This window comes from Streptomyces sp. NPDC058092 (genome assembly GCF_042884935.1).
Classification (GTDB): Bacteria; Actinomycetota; Actinomycetes; order Streptomycetales; family Streptomycetaceae; genus Streptomyces.
In genome coordinates this window covers 63,175-81,388 of record NZ_JBHVSY010000035.1, presented here as the reverse complement: position 1 = coordinate 81,388, position 18,214 = coordinate 63,175, and the positions used below count along the sequence as shown (strand labels likewise).

The 18,214-nt window shown below is 69.9% G+C and carries 14 protein-coding genes and 3 pseudogenes; 4 read left to right on the top strand and 13 right to left on the bottom strand.

Translation table 11 applies throughout. The annotated features are described in order from the left end of the window. Positions 1 to 123 precede the first annotated feature (123 nt). Entirely contained in the window at positions 124 to 426 is a 303-nt protein-coding gene (locus ACFVV1_RS36985) for a hypothetical protein (protein ID WP_389998894.1), read from the top strand. 499 nt (positions 427 to 925) lie between these two features. Here the strand turns inward: ACFVV1_RS36985 and ACFVV1_RS36980 are convergent, their stop codons facing one another. From ACFVV1_RS36980 to ACFVV1_RS36965, 4 genes and pseudogenes are all read right to left on the bottom strand, one after another. Next, positions 926 to 1,582, bottom strand: a complete 657-nt coding sequence (locus ACFVV1_RS36980; protein WP_389998891.1) for a TMEM175 family protein — start codon at positions 1,580 to 1,582, stop codon at positions 926 to 928. Positions 1,583 to 1,907: 325 nt separating this feature from the next. Next, a complete protein-coding gene (locus tag ACFVV1_RS36975; RefSeq protein ID WP_389998888.1) occupies positions 1,908 to 2,330 on the bottom strand; it encodes a hypothetical protein in 423 nt (140 codons plus the stop codon). Positions 2,331 to 2,397: 67 nt separating this feature from the next. Then, positions 2,398 to 3,017 (bottom strand): annotated as a pseudogene (locus ACFVV1_RS36970) (CE1759 family FMN reductase). After that, entirely contained in the window at positions 3,014 to 4,081 is a 1,068-nt protein-coding gene (locus tag ACFVV1_RS36965; RefSeq protein WP_389998885.1) for an LLM class flavin-dependent oxidoreductase, read from the bottom strand. The pseudogene ACFVV1_RS36970 and the gene ACFVV1_RS36965 overlap by 4 nt, the downstream one beginning before the upstream one ends. A gap of 235 nt (positions 4,082 to 4,316) precedes the next feature. Here ACFVV1_RS36965 and ACFVV1_RS36960 point away from each other — a divergent pair, with 235 nt between their 5' ends. Continuing rightward, complete coding sequence (locus ACFVV1_RS36960; protein WP_389998882.1) at positions 4,317 to 5,168, top strand: NmrA/HSCARG family protein; 852 nt, start codon at positions 4,317 to 4,319, stop codon at positions 5,166 to 5,168. A 626-nt stretch (positions 5,169 to 5,794) separates the two neighbouring features. On the opposite strand, the gene ACFVV1_RS36955 is transcribed toward ACFVV1_RS36960, so the two are convergent. Continuing rightward, complete coding sequence (locus ACFVV1_RS36955) at positions 5,795 to 7,006, bottom strand: Dyp-type peroxidase (protein ID WP_389998880.1); 1,212 nt, start codon at positions 7,004 to 7,006, stop codon at positions 5,795 to 5,797. A gap of 30 nt (positions 7,007 to 7,036) precedes the next feature. Here ACFVV1_RS36955 and ACFVV1_RS36950 point away from each other — a divergent pair, with 30 nt between their 5' ends. Next, a complete protein-coding gene (locus ACFVV1_RS36950) occupies positions 7,037 to 8,404 on the top strand; it encodes a right-handed parallel beta-helix repeat-containing protein (protein ID WP_389998878.1) in 1,368 nt (455 codons plus the stop codon). A 107-nt stretch (positions 8,405 to 8,511) separates the two neighbouring features. Here ACFVV1_RS36950 and ACFVV1_RS36945 read toward each other — a convergent pair whose 3' ends face one another. The 7 genes and pseudogenes from ACFVV1_RS36945 to ACFVV1_RS36915 form a co-directional block, all read right to left on the bottom strand. Next, positions 8,512 to 9,333: a hypothetical protein gene (locus ACFVV1_RS36945; protein WP_389998875.1), complete on the bottom strand. Its 822-nt coding sequence runs from the start codon at positions 9,331 to 9,333 to the stop codon at positions 8,512 to 8,514. A gap of 117 nt (positions 9,334 to 9,450) precedes the next feature. Then, a complete protein-coding gene (locus ACFVV1_RS36940; protein ID WP_389998872.1) occupies positions 9,451 to 12,159 on the bottom strand; it encodes an SdrD B-like domain-containing protein in 2,709 nt (902 codons plus the stop codon). 490 nt (positions 12,160 to 12,649) lie between these two features. Further along, positions 12,650 to 13,522 (bottom strand): annotated as a pseudogene (locus ACFVV1_RS36935) (IS3 family transposase); the annotation flags it as partial. Positions 13,523 to 13,665: 143 nt separating this feature from the next. Next, positions 13,666 to 14,172, bottom strand: coding sequence for a DUF302 domain-containing protein (locus ACFVV1_RS36930; protein ID WP_384464054.1), 507 nt, complete (start codon positions 14,170 to 14,172; stop codon positions 13,666 to 13,668). After that, positions 14,169 to 14,927, bottom strand: a complete 759-nt coding sequence (locus ACFVV1_RS36925; protein ID WP_389998869.1) for a hypothetical protein — start codon at positions 14,925 to 14,927, stop codon at positions 14,169 to 14,171. Before ACFVV1_RS36925 ends, ACFVV1_RS36930 begins: the two co-directional genes overlap by 4 nt. 73 nt (positions 14,928 to 15,000) lie before the next feature. After that, a complete protein-coding gene (locus ACFVV1_RS36920; protein ID WP_389998866.1) occupies positions 15,001 to 15,300 on the bottom strand; it encodes a hypothetical protein in 300 nt (99 codons plus the stop codon). A gap of 230 nt (positions 15,301 to 15,530) precedes the next feature. Further along, entirely contained in the window at positions 15,531 to 16,430 is a 900-nt protein-coding gene (locus ACFVV1_RS36915) for an MBL fold metallo-hydrolase (RefSeq protein WP_389998862.1), read from the bottom strand. A 582-nt stretch (positions 16,431 to 17,012) separates the two neighbouring features. Between ACFVV1_RS36915 and ACFVV1_RS36910 the strand changes: the two genes are divergently transcribed. After that, positions 17,013 to 17,639 (top strand): isochorismatase family protein, encoded by a 627-nt coding sequence (locus ACFVV1_RS36910; RefSeq protein WP_389998859.1) that lies wholly within the window; start codon positions 17,013 to 17,015, stop codon positions 17,637 to 17,639. 239 nt (positions 17,640 to 17,878) lie between these two features. Here the strand turns inward: ACFVV1_RS36910 and ACFVV1_RS36905 are convergent. Next, positions 17,879 to 18,148, bottom strand: a pseudogene (locus tag ACFVV1_RS36905) (pyridine nucleotide-disulfide oxidoreductase); the annotation flags it as partial. Between the last annotated feature and the right edge of the window lie 66 nt (positions 18,149 to 18,214).

Sequence of the window (18,214 nt, the reverse complement as noted above, 5' to 3'; positions counted from 1 at the left end):
GGTGGAGCCATGAATCCCACCGCAAGACCGCACGAGCCAACACCGTCGAGGACTACATCGCAGCGTAATCAACCGGCCACCCGACAGGCTCTCAGGCGGCGAACCCACGAAGGAGTCAGCGAGATGTCCACGACCACGGCGCACCACCCCCACCCCGCGCACGCGCACCAGCACGCCCCGGGATGCGGCCACGTGGCGATCCCGCACAACGACCACATCGACTACGCGCACGACAGCCACCTGCATCGCGTCCACGAAGACCATGTGGACGAGTGCGTGAATCCGGCGCACTCGGTGCACGAAGGGCACGAACACCAGCACGGACTGGACTGCGGCCATGTCGCCGTGCCGCATGAGGACCATGTCGACTACGTCCATGACGGCCATCGGCATGCCTCGCACGACGGGCATTGGGACGATCACTGATCAACCACTGCGGCTGGAGGCCCGTCGGCATCGGCCGATCGGGTGACATGCACGGACATGACAGGCGCCGGACCGGATCGCAGAAAATGTCTCACCATTCCGGTCCGTGTACCGCCGCCACCACCTGGAAGGGGAGATCTGCTTCGCCCACAAGGCCAACAGGTCGAGCGCGCTGGTACGCCGGCTGGCGACCACCGACGCGGCCAGGGATGTCGACTCGCTCGACGAACAGGCCGGCAGACCTGACTGGGTGTCGAAGGGTTCGCCGTCACGAGCGGCAATCATCAGCTTGGCGCGCCGACTCTCCGCGAGCCCTTTGGTGAGAAAGGACTCGGACTTCTCACGTCCACTACTGTAACCGGCGATCGAGGTCTCGGCCCATTTGAAGGTCAACCGGCCTGACCCCAACACCCCACCCACGTCCGGAGATCCGAGAAACAGTGCGTAGCTCCAGTGCCACTTCGTGATCGCGTCTGTGGCGTCACTCGTGTGGGCCGTATCAGGAGGAGCCGTCCCGCCCGCCGCGCAGGCCTTCGCTGGTGACGAAGTAGAAGACCGGGAGGAGAACGAACACCGCAATCGCCAGCAATGGTGCGATGAACACTCCAAGAAGCCCTGCGACGGTGTAGGCAAGCGCTCCGGCCCACGAGCGAAGCCGTCCGTGCCGTACGTACGTGTCCTCCACGTCAGGGTCCATCAGCTCGGGTCGCCGGGCGAGCTGATGGTAGAAGGCCACCCAGCTCAGGCACATCGCTGCGGCAAGGCCGGCGTAGAGAGCAACGGCCACCCGCGCGTCAGAGTCCGTAAGGTCGGTCTGCAGTGCGTCCGCGACCACCGCTGTGGGGAAGGACAGCGCCGCCGTGGTGAGCAGGAGAAACAGGTTGGCAGCATGTAGTCCGCGGTCCATGGCCCTGATGCGGACGAAGGCCTGGTGGTGGTTGAGCCAGATCACCGCAACATAGCCGAATGACGCCAGGTAGCCGAGGTAGGCAGGCCACTGAGCCAGCAAAGCCCGGCCAAGGCCGCCCGGCTTGTGCGGCGGACCAGCGAGGTTGAGGACCAGGAGCGTGACGGCAATGGCAAACACACCGTCGCTGAAGGCCTCGGCCCGTGTGGTCTCAAAACGAGAGAACTTGCGAGGGGAGGTACGGGACAAGGTGGCTCCTGAAGTTCTTGACTCGTGTTCGATGCGGGCGATTTCCGTCGCGGCGCATCCTCGGGGGCTCGGTCCGTCCGCCAGTTCTTGAGCCAACCACGTCCGTGCACTCCGTCGGTCTGACCGTGACCCCGCGAGCGGGTCCGGTGCCTCTCTGGGTTCCGAGCTGCACCAGCTGCCGCTTGCAGCGGTGACGGATCATAAGTATCGGTGCCGTCTCCTTCACCACGTCCGACGAGAAGCGTACTGTGCGCTCCCGGACAAGAAGATGGCGCGGACGGAGAAGTCAGCGCTCCGCCCGCTCGTGGCGAACCTGGGCCGCGGCTCAGCAGACTGTCACCGGACCGAGCGGGGCGGGCAAGTCCAGCCTGCTGGCCGCGGCGGCGGGCTGTCCGCCCCGCACGAGGGACGCGCGCTCCACGTGGTGGACGGACAGGCCGTCCCCGCCGATCCCGGCCGGGTCTCCTGGGTGGGCCAGCCGGCGCACCAGGTGCCCGGCACCCTGCACGAGAACCTTCTCCTGGCCCGGGTCGGCCCCGCCGGGCGCCTGCTGTCCCAGGGGCAGCGCAGACGCCTGGCCACCGCTCGCGCCGTACTGCGGCGCCCCCCGGTGCTGCTGGACGAGCCCACCGCCGGTGTGGACCGTCCGACCGCCGAGGCGCTGCTGGAGGCGCTGTTCCAGGCGCCGCCCGAGACCTCGGTGGTGATCGCCGTGCAGGAACAGGACCTCGGCCTGCCGACCCGGCAACCGTCCGCGGTCGTCCGCCTGGGCCGGACCGCCGTCGGCGGTCCGGCGGCGCTCGTCGGGACCGGGCTCAGTCGAAGTGCAGATCGGACAGCTGCCGTTCGAGCACGGTGGCCTCGTCCTCGCCCTCGGGTGCCGGTTCATCCGGGCACGCGGCCATGAGGGCGGACAGCTCGGCGCCCGCCCGCCGGATGCGCGCGGGCAGCCCCTCGGTGTACGCGTCACCGCCCGGCCCCCGGTCCTCGGACGCCGCGTACACGGCGGTGGGGGCAACGGCCGCGCGCAGATAGGAGAACAGCGGGCGCAGCGCGTGCTCCAGGACCAGGAAGTGGTGAGCCGTACCTCCGGTCGCTGCGATCAGGACCGGCTTGCCGGTCAGGGCGTCCGGGTCGATGAGGTCGAAGAAGGACTTGAACAGGCCGCTGTAGGAGGCGGTGAACACGGGTGTGACCGCGATCAGTCCCGCGGCGCCCGCCACCGAGTCGATCGCGGCGGCCCCGGGGGCGGCGGGAACCCGGTCACGAGGTCGTTGGCGACGGCGACGGCCAGTTCGCGCAGTTCGACGACCTCGGTCTGCACGTCGAGGCCCCGGGGGGCGAGTTCGCCCTGGACCGCCCCGGCGAGACGGTCCGCGACCAGGCGGGTCGAGGACGGGGTGCTCAGCCCCGCGGAGACGGCGACGAGCTTCATGCGGCGTTCACCTCTTCCTGGGCCTTGAGCAGCGACGCATGCGTCGGCGCGTCCGGTACCTCGGCGGGGTGCCCCTTCGCGAACTCCTCGCGCAGGACGGGCACCACCTCTTCGCCGAGGATGTCGAGTTGCTCCAGCACGGTCTTCAGGGGCAGGCCCGCGTGATCCATCAGGAACAGCTGGCGCTGGTAGTCGCCGACGGTCTCCCGGAAGGCGAGGGTCCGCTCGATGACCTGCTGCGGGGAGCCCACCGTGAGCGGTGTCTGCTCAGTGAAGTCCTCCAGGGAGGGTCCGTGGCCGTAGACCGGGGCGTAGTTGAAGTAGGGGCGGAACTCCCGTACGGCGTCCTGCGAGTTCTTGCGCATGAAGACCTGCCCGCCGAGCCCGACGATCGCCTGCTCGGGCGTGCCGTGCCCGTGGTGCGCGTACCGCCGCCGGTACAGCTGGGCCATCCGCCTCGTGTGCTCGGCAGGCCAGAAGATGTTGTTGTGGAAGAAGCCGTCGCCGTAGAACGCGGCCTGCTCGGCGATCTCCGGCGAGCGAATCGAGCCGTGCCGGACGAACGGCGGTACGCCGTCCAGCGGCCGGGGCGTCGCGGTGAAGCCTTGAAGGGGCGTGCGGAACGTGCCCTCCCAGTCCACGACGTCCTCGCGCCACAGTCGGCGCAGCAGCGCGTAGTTCTCCCGGGCGAGCGGAATGCCCTGCCGGATGTCCTGCCCGAACCAGGGATGGACGGGTCCGGTGTTTCCCCGCCCCGGCATCAGGTCCACCCGGCCGTCCGCCAGGTGCTGGAGCATCGCGAAGTCCTCCGCGATCTTCACCGGGTCGTCGGTGGTGATCAGTGTCGTGACGGTGGACAGGATCAGCTTCTCGGTGCGCGCGGCGACGTAGCCGAGCAAGGTCGTCGGGGACGACGGTACAAACGGCGGGCTGTGGTGCTCGCCGGTCGCGAAGACGTCCAGGGGCGTCCAGGGGCACCTCCTCCGCCTTGAGCGCGATAGCGACATCGCCTTGATGCGCTCGTGCTCCGACGGAGTGCGGCCGGTGGTCGGATCGGACGTCACGTCTCCGACTGTGAAGATGCCGAACTGCATGGGACCCTCTTCTTTCCGGCAATCATACGAGGAGGGGAACGCTAGGCGCCGGTCGGACGAGCGTCATGACTGTGCGTGCACGGGGTCGAGTCCTCCAGCGCCCATCTCGGGCGAGTCCGCGTCGTGCGCTGTCGTCCGTGACGGAAGATTGCCGTCGGGGCCGACTTCAGATCCGATGCCCCGGTGCAGAAGAGGGAGTTCATCCATGGTGCAGGAGCCGATCCTGGTGTTGGCCGCGACGGGCGGGCAGGGCGGTGCCGTGACCGGCGCGCTGCTGGCCCGCGGGACCCGGATCAGGGCGCTGGTCCGCGACCCCGGTCAAAGTGCCGCGCAGCAACTGGCCGATCAGGGTGTCGACGTGGTGGCGGGTTCCCTGAGCGATCCCGGGTCGCTCGCCGCGGCCATGAAGGGGGTGGCCGGTGTCTTCGCGTTCACCACGCCCTTCGAGGCCGGTGTCGAGGCGGAGGTGGAGCAGGGGCGGGCCATCCTCGCGGCTGCGGCGCGGGAACGCGTTGCGCATCTCGTGTTCAGTTCGGTCGCCGGGGCCGACCAGGACAGCGGAGTACCGCATTTCGAGAGCAAGGCTCGCATCGAGGCGGAACTGGGCGCGGGCGATGTGCCGTACACGATCCTGGGTCCGACGTACTTCTTCGACAACGCGCTCGGCGGAGGGCGGCGCATCCTCGACGGCGTGCTCGATCTGCCGCTGCCGCCCGATCGGCCGTTGCAGCAGCTCGCCCGGCACGACCTCGGCGCGTTCGCGGCGGAAGTGCTGCTCAACCCCGCTCCGTACGTCGGGCGGCGCATCGAACTGGCCGGCGACGCGCCCACGCCCACGCAGATGGCGGCCGCGCTCGGTACGGCGCTGGGACGCGAGGTCCGCCACGAGTACGTACCGCTCGCGGCCATCGGCAATCCGGACATGCACGCGATGTGGTCGTTCTTGAACGGGCCCGGCTACCGCGTCGACATCCCCGCCCTCCATGCCGCCCACCCGGAGATCCACTGGACCGGCTTCGCCGACTGGGCACAGCGGACCTGGGCGAGCGCCGGCTGAACCGGCCGTCCGGCGACGACCGGCTCGCCGGGCCGCGCGCACGAGCGCACACGGCGAGCCATGCCGCCCCCGGATCTCACGGATTCACGCGATGTGGCGAACAGCCGCGCTGGGACGGTGTGTCCGGAAAGTGCACCGGCCGAAGGACGGAGATCATGTCGCCGGACTCCTCGCAGATCGCCGAACTGGCCGCGCAGGGCCTCACCAACCGCGACATCGCGGCCCGGCCGTACCTCTCGCCCTGTCGTTCCTGCCGATACGGGGTAATCCACTCGGCCGTACTGATCGGCTCTACCTGCTCGTCCGCCCCGCCGAAGCGTGGGTGTTGCGCTGCTGTACCGCTGTACGTCATGGCTGCACGCGCGCCCCGGCCTTCAGCCGACGCGGCGAACGAGGAGACGGTGAGTGGGCGAACGGCGTCGACCAACCTCGTGGGGCGGGGCTGGGCACCACCTGGTCAGTCCAGTCCCCACTGTGACGAGGAAAGACGTCTGGCAGGCGCCCTTGCCCGGCTCTCCTGACGCAGCGTGTCGAGATTCCGGCCCAGCTCCCGACTCCGCCCAGGTACGTCCCACCTCTGTCCAGCCGTTCCGGGGCAATTCCCGGCGGAGGGAGCGAGGCGGACTTCATGTCCAGAGCTGTTCGCCGAGAGTCCCGGCTGATGCGGCGCCGGGCAGGACGTAGGCCACGGCCGAGGCCCGGTGTTGAAGGAACGGAGTGAGGGCGTCGCGGGCGGCCAGGCGGTTCTGGACGCGGGTGAACTGGGCGGGGTCGCGCATGAAGGCACAGAAGAGAAGGCCGCGGTCGATCGGGCCGTCGTCGTAGCTGTAACTGCGGCGGAGCATACGGGCACCGCCGTCGAAGCGGGGGCTGGCGAGACGCACGTGGGCGGTGGCGGGGATGACGTAGGAACCATCGGGGTTCTTGGCGTAGATGTCCGGCTCGTCATGCTCGGCGGTGCCACTGAGGGCGACGCCGTCGCGGGCACGGCGGCCGATCACCCGGTCGCGCCGGCCCTCGGAGAGGGCCGCGAAGCCGGTGACGTCCATGCTGATCCTGCGGTAGACCAGAACGGTGCCGTCCCCGTGTGCTCCGGGTGGGCCCCAGACCCACTGCTCGGCCGCCACGTGATCGGGGTTGGCCGTGCCGTCCTTGGAGCCGAACAAGTTGCGCGGGGTGGTGCCCGGGGCCGTGTGGGGCAGGAAGCCGGACTGGGTCCAGCGCGGCACGGCGCCGGCGGCGTGTGCGGCCGTGCCGACGAGTTCGGCAACGACGGTGAGCGTCCAGCGGTCGGCTGCGCACAGTTGGACCAGAAGATCGCCGTTACTGCGGCGCGGGTCGAGGCGGTCGCCGGGGAACGACGGCAACTCCCCCAGTGAGGCGGGGACGTTGAGGTCCAGCCGAGCGGCGAGAGCGGGGCCGATGCCGACCAGCGAGATGAGCCGGGTCGCGCCACCGCCCTGGAGCCGCGGGTCCGGCGGGGCGTCGGAGGCTGCGGTGGCCAGCGTGCTGGTCAGCGCGCCGAGGACGCTGCGAAGGACCTTCCGGTCGGTGGCGGCCGCGGTCTGCGGGAGGTCGAAGGAGAGCAGGTGCGTCGCCGGTTGCTGGGGCGCCGTAACACCTGCCTGTCGGGCGCCGTGGAAGGGAATCGCGGCCTCGGTCGGCGGAGGGCCGGCGGTGGCACGGCCGGCTGCCCGGTCGTCTCTCGCCAGTTCGTCGGCCGCCGCGCCGACCCCGGCGGCGAGCACCGCTCCGGCTGCGAGCAGTGCCCGGCGCCGCCCGAGACCGGTTGCCGCGGGTCGGGATGGATCCTGCGCATTTCCCTGTTCAGTGGGCATAGGCCTATTGGAGACGATAAAACATCTGCCATGCAAACCCTCTCTGCAGAACGCCTGTTGAACCGCTCGGCAGTCCCGACTGCGGTGTTCCGGGCGGCGCTGCGTCTGTCGGTACTGGTCGTCTCGGTCGCGTTGGCGGCCACCGGGTGCTCCGGTACGGGGTCGACGTCCGGCGATGCGCGGCATCCGGCGGGAAGCGTGCTGCGCGTTCCGCAGGATTTCCCCTCGGTGCAGCAGGCGGTGGACGCCGCTCGTGAGGGCGAGACGGTGCTGATCGGCCCGGGCGTGTACCGGGAGAGCGTGCGCGTCACCAAGCACCGCTTGGTGCTGCGCGGAACGGACCGCAACAAGGTGGTCTTCGACGGCGGTGTGCATCTGACCAACGGCATCACCGTGACCGGCGCCGGCTCGGTGGTCGAGAACCTCACCGTGCACGGCTACCTTGCCAACGGCGTGCTGTTCACCGGCGTCACCGACGAACGGTTGCAGCAGCGCGGCGCCGGCGGCTCCGCCTACGACCCGCTGGACACCACCCGCTTCCCTCCCGTCCGGGGCTTCCGCGCGACCCGGGTCACGGCATACAACAACGGCCTGTACGGCATCTACGCCTTTGACGCGCGCGACGGCGTGATCGAGGACTCCTACGCCTCCGGGCACGCCGACTCCGGAATCTACGTCGGCCAGTGCAAGCCCTGCAGCACCGTCGTCCGCGGCAACACCGTGGAGCGCAACGCGGTCGGCATCGAACTGACCAATGCCTCGGACAGCCTGTCGGTGCTGGGCAATCGCGTCGCCCGCAACCGGGTCGGCGTCACAGTCAACTCCAACGACCTGGAAGCCCTCGCCCCGCAGCACGGCGCGGTGATCGCGGGCAACGTGGTCGCCGACAACAACGCCGCCGACACACCCGAGCAGGCGGACGGGGGCTTCGGCATCGGCATCGGCATCGGCGGCGGCACCGCGAACCGCGTCCAGCGCAACCTGGTCCGGGGCAACCGGGCGGCCGGAGTGGTCGTCACCGACCCGCCGGGGCATCCGGCGAGCGGCAATCGCGTGGAAGGCAACCGCGCCACCGGCAACGGCATCGACCTCGTGCTGGCCTCGGCCGACCCCGGCAACTGTTTCGCGGGCAACCGGCCCGACACGCAGAGCCCGAACGGCCTGGAGGGTCGCGCGGGCTGCGGCACCCGCGGCCGGGGCGCGCTGCCCACCGGCCGGACGGCGCCGGTACAGGCGCCGCCCGGCGTCCCGTTCAGCCAGGTGCCGGCCCCACCCGCACAGCCGTCCATGCCGGACCCGACGGCCCCGGGCGGCCCGGCGACCGGCCTGCCGGGGGCCGTCGACGCGGCCGCGTATCCGCTCCCGAAGGACGTCGACGCCGTACCGCAATCGCGCTGAACACGGTGCTGCGGTGGGCTCGTCCCCGGTCATCATGCCGCTATGAAGAATGAGTTGAGGAGGGACGTCGGCACCCACGGAGGCCGGGGCGCATCGGCACGGAGATGTCAGCCGGTGGCCCACGGCGCCTCAGGGAGCTTCGCGCGGCCGTCACGTCCGGAGAACTCCAGGGTGGTCGGGGTCCCCAGGCCCGGCATCCGCATCGTCACTCGCCGCAGGCCGCCGTCACCGTCGACCCAGTACGTCAGCGGGGACCGTCCGCCGTCGGGCCCCGCACCGGGCGTGGCGCCCTGGGCTCGCGGCCCGGCGAACCGGTCGTAGGTGCGGCCGTTGATGCGTTCGCGCTCCAGCCGGCGAGCCCCGGACTGTGCCAGCAACAGTGGGTTGTCGGGGCGGTCAGCGCCGAGCCCGATGAGCAACTGGAGTCCGGCGTCCAGAGGATCGGTCGTGTAGGAGCGCGCGGACCAGCCCGAGCGCGGGATGTGCTCGGCCTGCTGCCAGGCCGGGCTGTTGTCTCCCTTGGGCGCGGGGGCCAGGCCGAGGCCGCCGGTGTCCCAGACGATCAGCCCGTGGTCGAGCTGCCCGGTGGCGGGCCCGGAAGCTCCGGAGGCCCCGGTGACCTGGTAGCTCCCCACGGCCCGGTGGGTTCGGTAGTCCACGACCCCCTTGACCCGCACCACCACTCCGCCGCCCTCGGTGGCGGTGAGGGTCACCGCCACGGGACTGGCCTGGTACAGATTCAGCCGCGACAGCGCCAGCCTGGACGCCTCCTCCATCGTCACCGGCCGCTCGGTGGCGGTGTCGTCGGAGAAGGTCCGGTAGGCGGCCAGGCCGCCCGCTGCGGCGCCGCACGCCGTGATCGCGATCAGTGTTCTCAACCAGAGGGCCCGACGCAGCGTACGGCCGTCGGTCTTCCTCTTCCGAGCCATGCAGTCGCCTTCTCTCGTCGGTCGGTCACACAGGAGGGCGGGTTCGCGAACCGCTGGTCCGCGAACCCGCCCGAGCCGGCCCGGACGGTCACCGGTGCCGGTCGCCCCACTTCGGGGCTAGCGGTACTGTGCCCTTCGCCTGCGCATCAGCACGACCAGCGCCGCGCCGAGGACTGTGAGCGCGGCGCAGCCGGCCAGGGCCAGCAGAACCGCCTGACTCATGCCGGTGGACGCCAGGCCCGAGTTGGACGCGTGGCCCGGTGCACCCGGTACACCCGGGGCGCCTGAAGCCCCCGGCGAACCCGGTTTGCCCGGTGCCGGCGTCGTCGGTGTCGGCGTCGGAGTGGGGCCGGGCAGCCGCTCGTTGACCGCGGTCACCGAGACCCCCTCGTCGAGGTTGTCGGAGGTCAGTACCAGCGGCCCGAACACCGCCACGTCGGGTACGGCGTACCCTTCGGGCGGGCTGACCTCCTGCCAGTAGTACGTCCCCGGCGCGCCGGCGCCCTGGCAGTTGCCGTCGGTCCCGGTCAGGCAGGGCTTGTCGACCGGCGTGTCCGGCTCCGTCCCGGTGGCCTGCAAGCCGTCGGAACCATTCGTCTCCTTCCACAGCTGGAACTTCGCCTTCGCCAGCGGCTTGCCGTCCTGGTCGTGCTTGACCAGGCGCAGCGCGCCTTCCTGTTGCCGGAAGCCGAAGTCGTAGGTGTGGTCGTTCTCTCCCGGCCCGCCGGTGGTCAGCGCCCGCTCCGGGAACTTCGCGCCGTGCGGGACGATGCCCTTGGAGTCGATGAAGTGGTTGTCGCCGACATCTGCGTCCGTGGGCACCCACTGGTAGAGCGGGCCGTCCTTGGCGTAGTCGGTCGGATTGTCGAGGCGGATGGTGTATTTGGTCCTCGGCTGGAGGCCGCCGGTGACATTGGAGTCGTCGAAGTAGTACTCGCCGCGCGCCGTCGTCTCGGTCGTCCCCACGAGCTTGCCCGACTCGTCGTACAGGTGGACGGTCGCGCCCACGACCGGGCGCTGGCCCGGGCTCTGGATGCCCTTGCGCTCGGGGTCGTACCAGACCCGGTTGCCGATCTGGAGCGGGGCCTGGTCGCAGAGCACCTCCAGGTCGCCCATCGAGGCGCCCTTGCCGAACGGGGCTACGGTGCCCGGCGGGTTGAGGCGCAGGCCGAACTTCGGGTCTTGCGTGCCGTCGCGCTGGAGGAACGACGTGCCGTACCCGAGGGCGGTGTGGTTGGGGTCGAAAGCGGAGGTCGCGATGGTGTTCTCGGCCTTGGAGAGCGCCATGCCGGCGAACGCCGTGTTGCGGTGACCACCCCAGCTGGCGTCGAAGAAACGGGTGCCCCGGGGGGAGAGCCCGCAGCCGTTGTTGGTGTCCATCACATACATGCCGTCCGCAGGGCAGGCCTTGTTCAGGTCACCGCCCGACATGACGATGGCGGCGGAGTTCGGCGTGGGACCGGCTGGCGCGCGGTCGCCGAAGCGGTCGCGGAAGGCCAGCAGCATCGAGCCGTCGGCCTCGAAGTCGATCTCGCCCAACTCCGGTTCGGGGTTGGCGATGGTGGAGTTGCCACACGGACGGCCGTTCTGCGAGACCGGGTAGGTGCTCGTCCACGGGAACCAGCCCGCGCCGTCGCATGGGCCACTGCCAACCGTGGACTGACGCGGGTAGTCCAGCGGCTGGTCCAGCACCGCCTTACGGAACGCTCCGGTGGCGAGGTCGAAGGGCATGACCACCGCGCGCAGGTCCGAGAGCTTCCCGGTGGACTCGCCGGAGCACACGCCGCCGAGGTAGCCGACGCCGTCCTGCAGGCCGAGGCCGAAGGGGCGCCAGTCCCCGGCCGCCGGACAGCCCGGGTCCGGGATGGCGTAGACGGCCTTCGGCGCCGAAGCGGTCGCCGCCGTGGCGTCGTAGCGGTAGAGCTTGCGATTGCTGAGGTTGACGACGAACAGGTCCTTGCCGTCATCGGTGATCTTGATGCCGCCCAGGCTCTCCTTGCCCGGTACGGCAAGGAAGGCGTCATCGGTACCCGACCCGTGCGCCGTCGTCCCCGCGTCCGGGACGACGGTGAACAGGGTGGTCTTCTTCTGCGCGCGATCGGTCACGTAGATGCCCCCGGCGCCACCCGGACCGTAGTCCGTGGTGCGCTTGGCCACCGCCGAGGAGAACACCCGCTTGTCGGCCTTGTTCCACGCGATGCCGAACAGCGTGCCGGTCTCGGCGTTGGTGGCGATGTTCGTGACGTTGACGTCGACGCCGTCCTGGCCGCGCGCGTCGTACGGGAAGGAGACCAGCGTGCGCTGGGTCCCGCCCTCGCGCGTGGTGGGCTGACAGGTCGTCATCAGTGGTGCGTTCTTCTGGCAGTAGTCACCCGGACTCCACAGCCCGGTGGTGTACGCCACGTTCTTGTCGCCGGAGAGGTCGACGAACTCCTCATTGCTGCTCAACTGGTTGGGCGCACCGTCCAGTCCCTGACGTGAGGCGAAGGCCGGAAACAGCACGCCCGGCTTCGGATTCACCACCTGGACCCGGTACTTGCCGCTGGTGGTCCTGCCCACCGTCGGAGTCAGTGTCACGGTGCCGTCGGCCGCCGTGACCCCCTCGATGCCCGTCCCGGCGTCGTCGGTGAGGGTCACCTTGACGCCCGCGATGCCCGGTTCCAGCGCGGGTGTCCACACGCCGCTGTTGTCCACGGCCCGGATCACCCGGACCGTCACCGATCCGTCCCCCGCCTGCGAGTGCGCCGCAGGCGCCACGGCTAACGAGCCACTACCGATTCCCAAGGCGAGCGCGGCCAGACAGCCAACGGTGCGGCGGCCGAGCATGCCCGGCCTCCGCCGACGCGGCTCGGGCGCGGCTCCCTTCGCTTGTTCATTTGTAGATGTCATCCTCTGCTCTCAGTGTTCAGAAGGGCCTGATGCCCTGCTCGTGAGGGAGTACATAGAGATGCGGAGAACCGCCTTGCTAGCGATCTTAGAAGGGCTTTGGGCAAGATCGTGGCGGAATGGCGAACTCGTCCGCCGCCGAACATTCACGCAGCGGCCTCCGAGCGCATCGCGGGCGGCACGTCGAGGTGGCGAGCGAGGCTCGCACGCCTGTCTCACCGGTCGCGGACTGCGCTCGCCGCAATGCTCACCCCCAGGACACGGCCACGGCGCGCGGCATCCTGGTCCTCGACACCACCGTGCTGCTGGCCCGCCCCGCACACGACGGCGACTACCGCGCACAGTCCGGCGCCTCCGCCTGGAGCCAGGCGCACATCCCCGGCTCCCGGCATGTGGACCTGTTCACACGGTTCACCGACCCGGCGGCGAGGCTGCCGCGGGTCCGGATCGCGGCCGCCAGGGCGTCGGTGACGAGCTCTGTGCGCATGTGGTCGGCGATCGCCCATCCGGCCAGACGTCGTGAATACAGATCGATGACGGTCGCGAGGTAGCAGAACTTCCCGCTGCCGACGCTCAGGTAGGTGATGTCGCCGACGTACTTGGTGTTCGGGGCCTCGGCGGTGAAGTCGCGGCCGGTCAGGTCCGGCGCCTTCACCGCTGCCGCATCCGGGACGGTGGTGCGGTGCCGGCGCCGCAGACGCACTCCCTGAAGGCCGATGGCCCGCATGATCCTGGCAACGCGCTTGCGATTGACCATGGGGCCGCCCTCGTCGCGGAGCTCGGCGGTGACCCGGGGCTCCGTAGGTGCCGTCAAAGTCCCGGTGGGCCTTGCGTATCCGGGCCGCGAGCCGCTCATCGGCGGCCTGTCGCGCCGCGCGGGCCGGAGCGGTGCGGCGCCAGTAATAGAAACTCGAGCGGGCGATGCCCAAGATGTCGCAGAGCCGCTTGACGCCGAAACGGCGCTGGTGATCCTCAACGAACTGGCAGCGGTTCACCAGCGCGTCGCCCCTGCGAAATACCGGGCCGCCTTGCGAAGGACGTCCCGCTCCTCCTCCAGCTCGCGGATCCTCTTCCGCGCGGCCGCCAGCTCCGCCTGAACCGCGTCACCACCAGGCCGCGGCGCCGCCGCGGGCGTGGAGTGAGCACCGGACCGACGTCCGTCAGCGGCCCTGATCCAGTTCCGCAGCGTCTCGGTGTTCCCCCCAAGGTCGGTGGCAACCGACTTGATCGTCGCTCCCGGACGCGACCGATACAGCGCGACCGCGTCCGCCTGGAACTCGGCGGGGTAGTGCTTCATCCCCACAGGGGCTCCGTTCTCCTGGACCACCAAGATCCAAGTCTCTCCGGTGTCCAAAACCCGGGGTCAGGGCCCTACGGCGAACTGGCCCGCTGGTGCGATCCCGTCGCCCCGGCCGTGCCGTACCGGTCGACCGCCGCCATGTGGAGTCACAGTTGGGAAGGTGCGTCACCGCCGAGGAGGGTGATCAGCTGAGCGAGGAGGGCGTCGAGTTCGCGACCGACATCCGCGATCCCCGGGTTGCCGTAGCCGGCAAACAGGAGGCTGGGCTGTTCGAAGGCGAGTTTCGTGTCGCCGTCGGGGTCCGCGTAGAGCAGGGTCCGAAGCGGTGCATGCAGCATGACCGACGGGTCGTGGCGGAACATGCGTTCGGCGATGGTGTGGTTGCCCATCAGGTACTGCGTGGCCTTCCAGAAGGACGGTGATCCCGCCATGACAGCGGTGATGTCGCTGCGGAAGTAGCGCATGAACCCGTGCGGGGCGTTGATCTCGGCGAGCTCGAGCGTGGCCTGCCAGGAGGCCATCTGGAAGAAGCGGTCGAGATCGACCTCGGGGACGAGGGTTTCGTAGCGCTCGCGGGCCACGTCGTAGGAGCACGGGAGCGCCACGACGAGCCGCCGGGCGGGGTGGTCGATGACGGCGGTGTCCTTGGTCATGACTGTGCCTGTTCGTCGCCGGAGTGAACGAGTTCCACATCGTGGATGTCGAGCGTGATGGAGGGGAGGTTGAGGTTGACGCTGTTGTCGGGGTTGCGGCGGAAGACTCGTCGGCGTGTGGCCACTAGCAGGCCGTCGAAGCTCTTGTGGCGGCTGGTGTAGTGGCCGACGAGTGTGCTGCCGTTGACTTCGGCGATGTAGTCCATGCGGCGTTGCATTCCGAGGGCGTCGAAGTAGAACACTTGGTCGGGGTTGTGCGTGGCGATCTCGGGCGGGAAGCGCACCTGCAGGCGTCGCCAGGTCTGCCCGGCCTCGCGCCACGGTTCGATCTCGTGGACCCGCACGTCCGGATGGGTGAAGAGGAACGGGGTGGTGAAGTAGTTCCAGCACGCGTAGCCCAGGAAGTAGCCGAGGTGTAGAGCGTCCCAGGCGCTGTTGCGCAGCATTCCCTTGAAGCCGGCGCGTGCGGGGGCGAGGGTCTCGACCGGTTCGCCGTCGAGGGTCTGCATGGTGACGCTGTCGGCGGCGGCGTCGAAGACCATCCGCTGGTCGGGGCGGGTGAACGGGGTGAATACGATGTGCTCTCTGACCGTGTCGAGCGTCAGAATCTGGTCGAACGTCTTGTCCGGCGGCCAGCCCTTCATCGCCCAGATCGGGCCGCCGATGGAGAGGTCGACGTTCAGACCACGCAGGGTGTCCCAGGATTCTCGGCCGCCGGCGGTGGCGATGGCCAGATCGAGGAGTTCGTCACTCATGAGCCGGGTACTTTCCGTCGCGATGCGTATGGCGGTCACCGATTCCGGGGACCACCAGGTCTTCCGGCACCCATCAGGGGCGGACGAGAACGAGGCCGACCTTGCCGGGCCGTACCGCGAGCTCCAAGGCGTTGGCCAGCTCGCCCAGGCCGTACGTAGCGGCCACCTCGAACTGGTCCTTGAGCCCCAGCGCGATCTGCTTCGCGGTCGCGACGTCGGACGCCCGCCTCTCGGCGGAGGCCTCGGACAACCACCGGCCGATGTTCTTGCCCCGCAGCGTCAACGACTTGTCCAGCAGCGCCGACGCGTGCACCGGGATCGCCTCTTCGGCGATCAGCCCGTAACTGACCAGGCGCGTCCGCCCGCTCGTCATCGCGGCGCACCATGGCCCGGACGGGTAGGCCCCGACGCCGAAGGCCTTCGACCACGGACCGCCCGACGGCGCCGACACTGCCCGCCGCGCCTGTCACCAGAATGGGCAGCACACTGGTTTCTGGGGTGCGGTCCATAGAAGCAGCCTGTGATACGCACGACCAGGACGCAACTGGAGCCCGCCGAACCGTCGGCGATCCGCCACCGCAGACGGCCTGCCGCGGCATGCCCTCACCGCCATGCCGCCCACTCCTTCACCGCGAACCGGTCGCCCGCGCGCCGCACTTCGGCCGCGCCCGGCCCGGGGAAGTGCGCGGGGAACAGCAGGGCGCCGCGGTCCGCGGTCTCCCCCAGCACCCGGCGCCGACTGTCGCGTGCCCGGGGCTCGTCCTCGTCGAAGCAGGGGCAGTCGTCCGGCTCCACGATCTGCAGTGGACTGTGCAGCAGATCCCCGGCGAACACCGCCCGATCGGTGCCCGACCGCAGCCATACGACACAGGAGCCGGGCGTATGGCCGGGGGCGGGCTCGATGCGGAGCCGGGCGTTGATGTCGTGGTGGTCGCCCTCCCACAGCACGGTCTGCCCGGCCCGGTGGACGGGGGCGACGCTGTCCTCGAAGACGTTGGCCATCCGGGGGCCGGAGCGGGTCCGGTGCCCGTTGGCCGGGTTCCAGTAGTCGAAGTCGGCGCGCGAGATGACGTACTGCGCGTTGGGGAAGGTCGGCCGCCACTTTCCGTCGTCCGTCAGGCGGGTGTTCCAGCCGACGTGATCGCCGTGGACATGGGTACAGATCACCGTGTCCACGTCCTGCGGGCGGACGCCTGCCGCGGCCAGCTCACCGAGGTAGGGGGTGTTCAGATGGTGGAAGGACGGCATGGCCGGGCGTTCCCGGTCGTTGCCGATGCCGGTGTCGATCAGGATCGTCCGGCCCTCGCTGCGGATCAGCCAGGTCTGGATCATGACGCGGACCTCGTCGGCGGCCGGGTCCAGGAAGATGGGCGCGAGCCAGCTCTCGTGTGCCTGCCAGTGCTCGACGGGCACGTCGGGGAAGACGTAGTCGCGGGCGCGGCCTCTGGCGGGCACCTCCAGCACACGGGTGATCTCCGCGTTTCCAAGCAGGATGGTGTCCATGCTCCCAGCCTGCGCGCCGAATGACGCAGCCGCTATCGGTCGCATGACCACACCTCGGAGGGAGCGGGATGCGGCGCGATGCGGCCGGTCAGCGACGCGCCTCGCCGGGTTGGAGCCGGACGGTGACCACGGCGCGGCGGGAGAGCGAGAACGCGGGGCTCGGTCTCGAACCGAATCAGGTTCCTCCGCCGCGGCCGGATCCAAGTGCTTGCGCAGCTCCCGCAACACCGCCGGCGCAGACAACCCGTGCTTCCTCGCCTTCCGGATGTCGTCGAATGCCTGCTCGGCGAGCGCGGTGAACAGATCACGCTTAACGGAGGAGAGAACCCTGGCGGCGAGCACACCGAGGTCCGGCTCAGCGGTCCGACGCCCAGTCAACGAATGTCTCAACTCGGCACGCCACTGGGCTGTATGTCCGGCGATCCGGCGATTTCAGTCTCCCGCCCGATGGGCTCGGACATCGTCACCTCACCCCCGGGCGACGTCGCGTCCGGTGCTTGCGCTCCGGGGGCCGAGGCATAGCTTCAAAGTCACTAAACTTGGCTAACAAAGCTGTGGCTCAACCCTCTGAAGGAGCGGAACATGAGCGAGCGCAGCAAGTTTCTGGAGCCGATCACCCGAGAGAACGTCGCCGTGGTGCTGGTAGACCACCAGGTGGGCCTACTGTCCGGCGTCCGGGACATTCCGCTCGGCGAGCTGAAGCACAACGTGGCGGCGCTGGCACGCGCGGCGACCGTATTGGGCATCCCGCTGGTAGTCACCACCACCGCGGCCGACAGCATGTGGGGGCCGACCGCCGCCGAGCTGGTCCAGGCGCTGCCGGCCGGACAGAAGATCATCGACCGCAGCACGGTCAACGCCTGGCACGACGACCGGGTCCGCGAAGCCATCGAGGCCACCGGCCGGCAGAAGCTGATCTTCGCCGGGGTGTCACTTGAAGTGTGCGCGGCACTGCCCGCGATCTCCGCGACGGCCGCCGGGCACGACGCTTACGTCGCTGTGGACGCCTCCGGCACCTTCAGCCAGGCCAAGCGCGAGGCCGGACTGCTGCGCATGCAGCAGGCGGGCGTCATCGTCAGCGACTACGCCACCCTCATGGTCGAGGCCCTGGCCGACAACGCCGCCCCCGACGCCGGCGCCCTCTACGCCGCCCTCGACATGCCGTTCGCCGTCCTGGTCGGCCAGATCTCCGCGGCCTATCTTGCCTAGCGGCCCCACCGGCCGACCGTTCGCCCACCGCCACGCCGCCGGGCGCCTATCCGAGCCGGGGCGCGACAGCGGCCTGAGGGCACGCACGAGTAGTCGCACGTCTCCAGGGTGCCGCGGCCGCTTGGCGTGAGTAGCCACGACGGCCCCTCCTTCCTTCGGCCTACCTGGAGCGGCAGCCGTGCCCCTCGGCACCCGCGGTCTGAGGCGGACCCCACCCGTGTCCGCTCAGGTGCGGTCGCGGTGGTAGGCAGGAAGAGCCAGATCTCGCTGACGGTCGGGAAGCAGGCGATGGCGTGCCCGAGCCGCTTGAGCGGGACCTCGCCGGCGACCGCGACGGTCGCCGAGTGCAGCAGCTCGCCGACTCCGGGACCGACGAAGCTCACCCCGAGCAGCACCTCCCGGTCGGGGTCGACCACCATCCGCGCGTGGCCCTGGTAGTTGTCGGCGTAGAGACTGGCGCCCTGGGCGGCGTCGAAGCTGAACGTGCTACTCAGACCGTGTCCTCCATGGTTATTGGCCGTTTTGAGGTGAGAGAGCAGGCGGCTGCGAACGCGTGGGGTGCACATGACGTCCAC